The sequence below is a fragment of the Clavibacter lycopersici genome (assembly GCF_003576405.1).
In the GTDB taxonomy this organism is placed as follows: Bacteria; Actinomycetota; Actinomycetes; order Actinomycetales; family Microbacteriaceae; genus Clavibacter; species Clavibacter lycopersici.
On the sequence record NZ_QWGT01000010.1, the window covers coordinates 18,554 to 27,467 of the forward strand.

The 8,914-nt window shown below is 72.4% G+C and carries 8 protein-coding genes and 3 tRNA genes; 4 read left to right on the forward strand and 7 right to left on the reverse strand.

From position 1 onward, the window contains the following. Position 1: 1 nt before the first annotated feature. From folE to tilS, 4 genes are all read right to left on the reverse strand, one after another. Positions 2–586: a GTP cyclohydrolase I gene (gene folE / locus DZG00_RS01660; RefSeq protein ID WP_119382423.1), complete on the reverse strand. Its 585-nt coding sequence runs from the start codon at positions 584–586 to the stop codon at positions 2–4. A gap of 4 nt (positions 587–590) precedes the next feature. Then, complete coding sequence (gene ftsH, locus DZG00_RS01665; RefSeq protein ID WP_119382422.1) at positions 591–2,591, reverse strand: ATP-dependent zinc metalloprotease FtsH; 2,001 nt, start codon at positions 2,589–2,591, stop codon at positions 591–593. 157 nt (positions 2,592–2,748) lie between these two features. Continuing rightward, a complete protein-coding gene (hpt, locus tag DZG00_RS01670; protein WP_119382421.1) occupies positions 2,749–3,300 on the reverse strand; it encodes a hypoxanthine phosphoribosyltransferase in 552 nt (183 codons plus the stop codon). A gap of 1 nt (position 3,301) precedes the next feature. Beyond that, positions 3,302–4,324, reverse strand: a complete 1,023-nt coding sequence (gene tilS, locus DZG00_RS01675) for a tRNA lysidine(34) synthetase TilS (protein WP_119455328.1) — start codon at positions 4,322–4,324, stop codon at positions 3,302–3,304. Between the two features lie 54 nt (positions 4,325–4,378). Here tilS and DZG00_RS01680 point away from each other — a divergent pair, with 54 nt between their 5' ends. Continuing rightward, positions 4,379–4,906: an inorganic diphosphatase gene (locus DZG00_RS01680; protein WP_119383278.1), complete on the forward strand. Its 528-nt coding sequence runs from the start codon at positions 4,379–4,381 to the stop codon at positions 4,904–4,906. 108 nt (positions 4,907–5,014) lie between these two features. On the opposite strand, the gene DZG00_RS01685 is transcribed toward DZG00_RS01680, so the two are convergent. Then, complete coding sequence (locus tag DZG00_RS01685; RefSeq protein WP_119455329.1) at positions 5,015–6,400, reverse strand: C40 family peptidase; 1,386 nt, start codon at positions 6,398–6,400, stop codon at positions 5,015–5,017. A 13-nt stretch (positions 6,401–6,413) separates the two neighbouring features. Next, positions 6,414–7,709, reverse strand: a complete 1,296-nt coding sequence (locus tag DZG00_RS01690; protein WP_119382043.1) for a M23 family metallopeptidase — start codon at positions 7,707–7,709, stop codon at positions 6,414–6,416. A gap of 426 nt (positions 7,710–8,135) precedes the next feature. Here DZG00_RS01690 and DZG00_RS01695 point away from each other — a divergent pair. From DZG00_RS01695 to DZG00_RS01705, 3 genes are all read left to right on the forward strand, one after another. Then, positions 8,136–8,211 (forward strand) — tRNA-Glu (locus DZG00_RS01695). 21 nt (positions 8,212–8,232) lie between these two features. After that, positions 8,233–8,309: transfer RNA gene (locus DZG00_RS01700), tRNA-Asp, on the forward strand. A gap of 70 nt (positions 8,310–8,379) precedes the next feature. Continuing rightward, positions 8,380–8,452: transfer RNA gene (locus tag DZG00_RS01705), tRNA-Phe, on the forward strand. Between the two features lie 78 nt (positions 8,453–8,530). Here DZG00_RS01705 and DZG00_RS01710 read toward each other — a convergent pair. Continuing rightward, positions 8,531–8,914: macro domain-containing protein (locus DZG00_RS01710; RefSeq protein WP_119455330.1), on the reverse strand; the 384-nt coding region annotated here is incomplete at its 5' end.

The following is an 8,914-nucleotide window of genomic DNA, read 5'->3' on the forward strand; positions in this document are numbered from 1 at the left end:
ATCACGCTCGACCGGGCGCGGTGGGCAGCAGCGCGAGCACCTCGGCGCGCGCGGCGGGCTCCGTGAGGGATCCCCGGGCCGCGATCGTGATGGTCGTGCTCCCGGCCTGCCGGGTGCCGCGCGCGGTGACGCAGCCGTGCGTCGCGTCGAGGATCACGGCCACGCCGCGTGCGCCCAGGCCGCGCTCGAGCGCCTCCGCGATCTGCTCGCCGAGCCGCTCCTGCATCTGCGGGCGCGAGGCGAGGTCGTCGACCACGCGGGGCAGGCGGCCGAGCCCCACGATGCGCTCCCCCGGCACGTAGGCCAGGTGCGCGACGCCCGTGAACGGCAGCAGGTGGTGCTCGCAGATGGAGCGGAACGCGATGCCCGTCACGATCACGGGCTGCGGCGCCGCGTCCGTCCCGGGGAGCGGGAACGTCTCGCGCAGGTGCCGGAGCGGATCCGCGCCCACGCCCGCGAAGAACTCGCCGTACGCCTCGGCCACCCGCGCCGGGGTGGTCGCGAGGCCCTCCCGACCCGGGTCCTCGCCGATGGCCAGGATCAGCTCGGCCACGGCCGCCTCGATGCGCGCCCTGTCGACGCCCACCGGGTCAGGCCGTCGCGGGACGCGGGAAGGGCGAGCGCTTCGGCTTGCCGGCCGGCGGCTCCGAGTCGACCGCGCCATCGACGACGCCCTGGTCGATGGGCGCCTTCTGCGGCATGGGCACGGGCGGCAGGTCGGACAGCGGGCGCTTGTCGCTCGAGAGCCACTGCGGGCGCGGCGGCAGCTTCTTCACGTCGGCGAAGATCGCGGCGAGCTGGTCGTGGTCGAGCGTCTCCTTCTCGAGGAGCTCGGTCGCGAGGCGGTCGAGCACGTCGCGGTTGTCGTTGATGACCTGCCACGCCTCGTCGTGCGCGCCGTCGAGGAGCTTCCGCACCTCGGCGTCGACCGTCAAGGCCATGTCCTCCGAGTAGTCGCGTCCGCCGCCGAGCTCGCGGCCGAGGAACGGCTCGCCCGAGCTGGAGCCGAGCTTCACGGATCCGACCTTGGCGCTCATGCCGTACTCGGTGACCATGCGTCGGGCCGTGGACGTGGCCTTCTCGATGTCGTTCGACGCGCCCGTGGTGGGGTCGTGGAACACGATCTCCTCCGCGACGCGGCCGCCCATGGCGTACGTGAGCTGGTCGAGCAGCTCGTTGCGCGTGACGGAGTACTTGTCCTCCAGCGGCAGCACCATCGTGTAGCCGAGGGCGCGGCCGCGGGGCAGGATCGTGACCTTGGTGACGGGATCCGTGTTGTTCATGGCCGCAGCCGCGAGCGCGTGGCCGCCCTCGTGATACGCGGTGATGAGCTTCTCGTGGTCGCGCATGATGCGGCTGCGGCGCTGCGGCCCGGCCATCACGCGGTCGACCGCCTCGTCGAGCGCGCGGTCGTCGATGAGCTGCGCGTTGGAGCGCGCCGTGAGGAGCGCGGCCTCGTTGAGGACGTTGGCGAGGTCGGCGCCCGTGAAGCCCGGGGTCTTCCGCGCGAGGACCTCGAGGTCGACTCTGGCGGCGAGCGGCTTGCCGCGCCCGTGCACCTCGAGGATCTGCTTGCGGCCCTGCAGGTCGGGGGCGTCGACGCCGATCTGGCGGTCGAAGCGGCCCGGGCGCAGGAGCGCGGGGTCGAGCACGTCGGGCCGGTTGGTGGCCGCGATGAGGATGACGTTGGTCTTGACGTCGAAGCCGTCCATCTCCACCAGCAGCTGGTTGAGGGTCTGCTCGCGCTCGTCGTTGCCGCCGCCGACGCCGGCGCCGCGGTGGCGGCCGACCGCGTCGATCTCGTCGACGAAGATGATGGCCGGCGCGTTCTGCTTGGCCTGCTCGAAGAGGTCGCGCACGCGGCTCGCGCCGACGCCCACGAACATCTCGACGAAGTCGGATCCGGAGATCGAGTAGAAGGGCACGCCCGCCTCACCCGCGACGGCGCGCGCGAGCAGGGTCTTGCCGGTGCCGGGAGGGCCGTACAGCAGCACGCCCTTGGGGATGCGGGCGCCGACGGCCTGGAACTTCGCGGGCTCCTTGAGGAAGTCCTTGATCTCCTCGAGCTCCTCGATGGCCTCGTCCGACCCGGCGACGTCGGCGAACGTCACCTTCGGGGAGTCCTTCGAGGCGAGCTTCGCCTTCGACTTGCCGAACTGCATGACGCGGTTCCCGCCGCCCTGCATGCCGGAGAACATGATCCAGATGAAGAAGCCGATGAGCAGGAGCGGCAGCAGGATGCTGAACGCCGACAGCAGCCAGCTCGGCTGCGGCACCTGGTCGTCGAAGCCCTCGGCGGGGTTCGCGTCGGTGATGGCGGAGACGATCTCGCCGCCGCGCTGCGCCACGTAGTTGAACTGCACCATGGTGCCGTTGTCGCCGTCGGCGCTCGCGAGCGTGAGGTCGACGCGCTGCTCCCCGTCGATGATCTTGGCGGAGGCGACCTTGCCGTCCTGGATCAGCTCGAGGCCGTGCTGCGTGGTGATGGTCTTGTAGCCGGATCCGGTGATGAGGCTGAAGCCCACCGACACCACGACGATGGCGAGGACGACGATCAGGATCGGGCTGCGGAGGAGTTTCTTGAAGTTCATGAGCGTAGGGGCGCGGGCCCGACACCTTTCTGCCCGTGCCGCGCCGTACGGCGACGAGATGTCTCGAGGATACAAGCGGCCGTCTGGGCGTGGCCGCGGTGTTCGCCGCCAGCCGAACGTGCGCCGGCGAAGAGGCGGATGAGAGGAGCGGGGCGCCTCAGCTGTAGACGTGCGGCGCGAGGACGGCCACGTCGCGGAGGTTGCGGTAGCGCTCCGCGTAGTCGAGGCCGTAGCCGACGACGAAGTCGTCCGGGATCTCGAAGCCCACGTACTTCACGTCGACCGCGATCTTCGCCGCCTCGGGCTTGCGGAGCAGGGCGCACACCTCGACGCTCGCTGCACCGCGCGAGCGCAGGTTGGCGAGCAGCCAGGAGAGCGTGAGGCCGGAGTCGATGATGTCCTCGACGATGAGCACGCGGCGGCCGGTGAGGTCGGCGTCCAGGTCCTTGAGGATGCGGACGACGCCGCTCGACTTGGTGCCGGAGCCGTAGGAGCTGACCGCCATCCAGTCCATGTGGATCGGCAGCGCGAGCTCGCGCGCGAGGTCGGCCATGACCATGACCGCGCCCTTGAGGACGCCCACGAGGAGGAGCTCCTCCCCGGCGTAGTCCCGCTCGATCTCGCGGCACATCGAGGCGATGCGCCCGTGGATCTCCTCCTGGGTGTGGAGGACCTCGGTCAGGTCGTCGGCGATGTCGGTGGATCTCATGTCACTCTTCCGTCGTCCTGGCGCTGAGGACGATGAGCTCGTCCTTGCGTACGACCCTAACGCCCGGCAGGTCCAGGGGTCCCTGCCCGTGCCAGTCGGTGACGAGCCGCGCGACCTCCAGGACGTGCGACCTCGTCAGGTGCGCCGCGAACTCCTCGCGCGCGGCCAGGCGGATCAGCCGGTGCCGGAGCGCGGGCGGCGCGGCGAGGAGCGAGGCGACCTCGAGGGAGATGCCGGCCTCGGCGTGGTCGGCGATCTCCTCGACCATCTCGGCCGCGAAGTGCTCGAGCGCGTCGTCGTCCTCGCGCAGCTGGTCGGCCGTGCGGGCGAGGGCCTCGGCGATCCCGGGGCCGAGCTCGCGCTCCAGCACGGGCAGCACCTCGTGGCGCACGCGCACGCGGGCGTAGGCGGGGTCGGCGTTGTGCGGGTCCTGCCAGGGGTCGAGGCCCTGGTCGGCGCACGCGGCGCGCGTGACGGCCGCGCGGATCCCGAGCAGCGGGCGCAGGTACACGGCGTCGGCGGTGCGGGCCGGCGCGGACCTCGCCATCCCGTGCAGGCTCGTGGCGCCGGATCCGCGGGCGAGCCCGAGCAGCACGGTCTCCGCCTGGTCGTCCAGGGTGTGCGCGAGGAGCAGGGCACGGGATCCGGTCTCCCGGAGCGCGTCGTCGAACGCGGCGTACCGGGCGGCGCGGGCGGCGGCCTCGGGGCCGGCGCCCGGATCCACCCGCACCCGGGTCGCGACGACCGGTGCGAGGCCGAGGGCGCGCGCGGCGTCCGCTGCCCGGGCGGCGACCGCGGCGGATCCCTCCTGCAGGCCGTGGTCGACGACGACGGCGCCCACCGCGACGCCCGCACGGGGACCCTCGAAGGCGGCGGCCGCGGCGAGGGCGAGCGAGTCCGCGCCTCCGGAGAGGGCGACCAGGACGGATCCGGCCGGCTGCGCGGGGAGCGCCGCGAGCGCCTCGCGGACCGCCCGCCTGAGGTCCGCGACGGCGGGGGTGAGACGGGGGCGGTCGGAGGGCATCCACTAACGTTATGGCAGCAATCCGCCCACGTCAGAACCACGAGGAGCACGCGCATGGCCAGCTACGACGTCGTCGTCGAAATCCCCAAGGGGTCCCGCAACAAGTACGAGGTCGACCACGAGACGGGCCGCGTGTACCTCGACCGCGTGCTCTTCACGTCGTTCGTCTACCCCACCGACTACGGCTTCTTCGAGAACACCCTCGGCCTCGACGGCGACCCCGTCGACGTGCTCGTGCTCCTCGAGTACCCGGTCTTCCCCGGTGTCGGCGTCTCCATCCGCCCCGTGGGCGTGTTCAACATGAGCGACGAGGCCGGCATCGACTCCAAGGTCATCGGCGTCCCCGCGAAGGACCCGCGCTGGGCCCACATCCAGGACATCGACGACGTGCCGCAGCAGACGCGCAACGAGATCGAGCACTTCTTCGAGCACTACAAGGACCTCGAGCCCGGCAAGTGGGTCAAGACGGAGGGCTGGGGCGGCGCGGCCGAGGCCGAGCGCATCGTGCAGGCCGGCTTCGAGAAGCTGCAGTCCGAGGGCGGCCACGACGGCCACGCCGGCGAGCCGGAGGAGGACGCCTGATCCGCGTCACGCCCTGAGTCCGCACGCCGGACACGACGACGCCCGCCCCCGCAGATGCGGTGAGGCGGGCGTCGTCGCGTGCGGGCCGGGATCGGCCGGCTGCGGGGGTCAGCCGGGTCGGCCGACGTAGGGCATGAGGTCGCTGCCGCCCCAGAGGCCCTGGATCTTGACCACGTCGCCGGGCTTCGGCGCCGCGATGATGGTGTCCCCGCCGAGCGAGATGGCGTCGTGGTAGAACCCGCTGCCGTTCTTCCAGAAGACGATGTCGCCCGCCTGCCGCTGCGAGAACGGGACGAGCCGTCCCTGGGCCTGCATCTTGTTGTACTGGCTGCTCACCGAGTGGCCGCCGACGTCGATGCCGGCCGCGCGGTAGGCCATCATCACGAGGCCCGAGCAGTCCCAGCCGTTGCCCTCGCCGCCGAAGACGTACGGCTCGCCGAGCTGCGCCTTGGCGAACGCGATGGCGACCTGCGCGGCGTTGCCGGACGGGGCCGGAGCGGGAGCCGGGGCGGGCGCGGGCGCGGGAGCCGGTCGCGAGGGCTGCTGCGGCGCCGGCGCGGGAGCCGGCTGCGCGGGAGCGGGAGCGGGAGCCGGAGCCGGGGCGCTGGACGACCCGCCGCCGGAGGAGGATCCGCCGCCGCCGTTGGAGGATCCGCCGCCGGATGCACCGCCGGACGAGGCGCCGCCGCCCGATCCGGAGCCGTCGGACGGCGCCGCCGCCGCGGCCGCCGCGGGGATCGGCGGCTGCGTGATGCTCTGGATGTACTGCGCCTCGATCTCGGAGGTCGAGTCCTTGAGGAGCGCCAGCTGCGCGATGAGCTGGTCGCTGTTGCGGGTCTGCTCGGCGACCGCCGACTGGGCCGTCGCCGCGGCCGCGTCCGCCTCGTCGAGCGACCTCTGGGCCTCGTCGGCGAGGCGCGCGAGCTCGTCCTTGGCGACCTGCGCCTGGTCGCTCAGCGACGCGGCGCTGTTGCGGTCCGCGAGGGCCTGCTGGTACACGGTCTGCGTGCTCTCGGAGAGCTTCGACATGGTGCCGAGCGAGCGCAGCAGCTCCTCCGCGTCGTCGCCGTCGGAGGCGAAGAGGCTCGCGGTGATGTCCTGGCCGCCGGCCCGCGCGAGGTGGCTGGCGAGGAGGCCCGCCCGCATCCGGCTGGTGAGCGCCGTGGCCTGCGCCTCGTCCGCCTTCTTCTCCAGGCGGGCGAGCTTCTCGGCCTGCGCGTCGCGCGCGGCCTGGGCCTCGGCGTACTTCTCCCCCGCGACCATGGCGGCCGTGTTGGCCTGGTCGGCGGACTCCTGCAGTCCCGTCACGAGCTCGGTCACGCGGTCGATGGCCGCCTGCGTGTCGGCCTGGTTCGCCTTCGCCGCCTGCACGTCGGCCCACGAGGGGTAGTCGGTGGCGGCGAACGCGGTCTGGGCGGCGACGCCGCTGGAGACCGCGATCACGCCCACGGCGATCGTGGAGATGACGACCGTGGTCGGGCGGAGGTGGGTCATGTCGTTCCTCATGTCAATGCGTGCTGGTGATGGAGACGCCCTGGCCGTGCATGAACGCCACCGGGTCGGTGGGGTTCCCGTTGATGCGGATCTCGAAGTGGAGGTGGCAGCCGGTAGATCCGCCGGTGGTGCCGGTGATCGCGATGGGCTGCCCCGCGACGACCTGCTGCCCGTTGCGGACGAGCGTCCCGCCGTTGACGATGTGCCCGTAGGCCGACGAGACGCCGCCGCCGTGGTCGATGCGGATGTAGTTGCCGTACCCGCCGTTCCAGCCCGCGAACACGACGGTGCCGGAGTGCGCCGCGTACTGGGTCTCGCCGCAGCTGTAGCCGCGGACGAGGTCCTCGCCGGCGTGGAAGATCATGCGGTGCTGGATGGGGTGGAAGCGCGGGCCGTAGTAGCCGCTCGTGTTCGCGCCCGGGAGCGGTGCGGTCCAGCCGGTGCTGCTGATGGCGCCGGGCGACACGTCGCCTCCCGCGCGGCCCTGGCTGGCGGCCAGCGCGTCGGCGTCCGCCTGGCGCTTGCGGACGCCGGCCTGGTAGTCGTCCTCGGTGGCCTCGCGGTTCTCCGCCATGACCGCGAGCTTCGCGTCGGCGTCGGCCTTCTGCGCGTTCTGGTCCTCGAGCGCCTGCTCCAGGTCGGCCTGGGCCTGGGCGGCGTCGGCGAGGAGCTGCTCGGCCTTGGCCTTCAGCGCGTCGAGCTCGGTGAGGGCGACCTGCGCCTGGTCGCTGAGGGACTTCGCGGCGTTGCGGTCCTGGAGTGCGATCGCGTAGATCTGGTCGGACTTCTCGGCGACCTTGCTCATGGTGCCCAGCTTGTCGAGGAGGTCGTCCGTGCCGTCGCCCTCGCTGAGGAGGAGGGTGCCGGAGAGGTTCTGGCCGCCGGAGCGCATCAGCTGCTTGGCGAGGCCCGCGGCCTGCTCCTGCGACTTCGTGGCCTTCGCGTCGGCCGCGTCGACCTTCGCCTGCAGCTGGACGGTGTCCTCGTACTTGTCGTCGGCCTCCTGCTGGGCCTTGTCGTGCTCCTCGCCGCGCTTGGTCACGAGGTCCTGCGCGTCGGTGACCTTCTGCTGGAGGGACGCGATCTCGTCGTTGATGCGCTGCACGAGCGCCTGCTGCGCCTGCTCGTCGCCGCGCGCCTTCTGCACGTCTTCCCACGAGGCGAACGTGTCGGCGTGGGCCGGGGCGGCGATGGATCCGGTGAGGAGCACGGCGGCGATGGCGACGATGGCCTGGAGGGTGCGGCGACCGCGCGGGCGCGTCCGAGCGGCGCCCGTGGAGCGCGAGCCCCGGAGGAGGTCATGGTGCATGGTGATCCCGATCATCGTGTCGCCCGGCTGGCCGGCTGTGCCTCCCTGCAGGGCCGGCGGGGAGCGCGGATCACATCCGTCACGCCTTCACCGGCTCTCACAGTAGCAACGGGGTTCCCCGGCGCACAGCGCGCCGATGCGGGGATCCATGCGGGGGATCCCCTCCCCGGGAGGGTCGAGCGAAGGCTAACCCCGCGGACGGGGCGCACCGCGGCAGCGCGCTGGCCGTGTCGCGAACCCGCGACAAGGCCGCCGCGGACGCCCGGGGACCGCTCCCGGAGCTCGCGCGCGCGCAGGCGACACGCCGCCGGATCCGCATGCCCGCGCGGCAGGGCCCCTCGCGCGCCCGGTCGATTTGAGTCCTCGACCGGAGTGCGGTTATGCTGACGTGTCGGTTGCTGCGAGACCTGGTCCGCCAGGGCGAGCGGCCCCATCGTTTAGTGGCCTAGGACGGCGCCCTTTCACGGCGTTAACACGGGTTCGAATCCCGTTGGGGTCACCAGGCAATGTGATCGACATGCAAGGCCCTGTAGCGCAGCTGGTTAGCGTGCCGCCCTGTCACGGCGGAGGTCGCGGGTTCAAGTCCCGTCAGGGTCGCCACGGATTGCAGGCCCTCTCTCACGAGAGGGCTTCTGTCCGATGTGGGCGTCTTCTCGCAAGTCGCCCGCTCGCCTGGGTAGCTCAGTTGGTAGAGCGTTCGACTGAAAATCGAAAGGTCCGCGGATCGACGCCGCGTCCAGGCACATCACGCCGGTCCCCGTCCTCGACGGCAGGGCCGGCGTTCGTCTTTCCCCGGCCGGGTCCCGTTCCTCCCTTCCGGCTCAGGCTCCGGACGCGAGCGCCGTCTCGAACTCGGCGAGCACCGCGTCGGAGAACAGCACGAAGCGCACCAGCTCGATCCCGTCGCCCGCTCCAGCGGCGATCGCCTCGCGCACCGCGGACACCGCCTCGCGCGCCGCGTCGTCGACCGGCCAGCCGTAGACGCCGGCCGAGATCGCGGGGAAGGCGACGCTGCGGAGGTCCAGCCCCGCCGCCACCTCGACCGAGCGGCGGTAGGCGCTCGCGAGCACCGCGGTGCGGTCCTCCGAGCGCGACCAGACGGGGCCGACCGTGTGGATCACGTGACGCGCCTCCAGGCGGAAGCCGGGCGTCGCGACCGCGTCGCCGGCGGGCAGGCCGTCCGGGAGCGCGTCGGCGCGGATGCG

Excerpts from the sequence above, each read along its gene's own strand:
- ftsH (WP_119382422.1), bottom strand. The coding sequence starts at position 2,591 with ATGAACTTCAAGAAACTCCTCCGCAGCCCGATCCTGATCGTCGTCCTC.
- hpt (WP_119382421.1), bottom strand. The coding sequence starts at position 3,300 with ATGAGATCCACCGACATCGCCGACGACCTGACCGAGGTCCTCCACACC.
- tilS (WP_119455328.1), bottom strand. The coding sequence starts at position 4,324 with ATGCCCTCCGACCGCCCCCGTCTCACCCCCGCCGTCGCGGACCTCAGG.
- DZG00_RS01680 (WP_119383278.1), top strand. The coding sequence starts at position 4,379 with ATGGCCAGCTACGACGTCGTCGTCGAAATCCCCAAGGGGTCCCGCAAC.
- DZG00_RS01685 (WP_119455329.1), bottom strand. The coding sequence starts at position 6,400 with ATGACCCACCTCCGCCCGACCACGGTCGTCATCTCCACGATCGCCGTG.
- DZG00_RS01690 (WP_119382043.1), bottom strand. The coding sequence starts at position 7,709 with ATGCACCATGACCTCCTCCGGGGCTCGCGCTCCACGGGCGCCGCTCGG.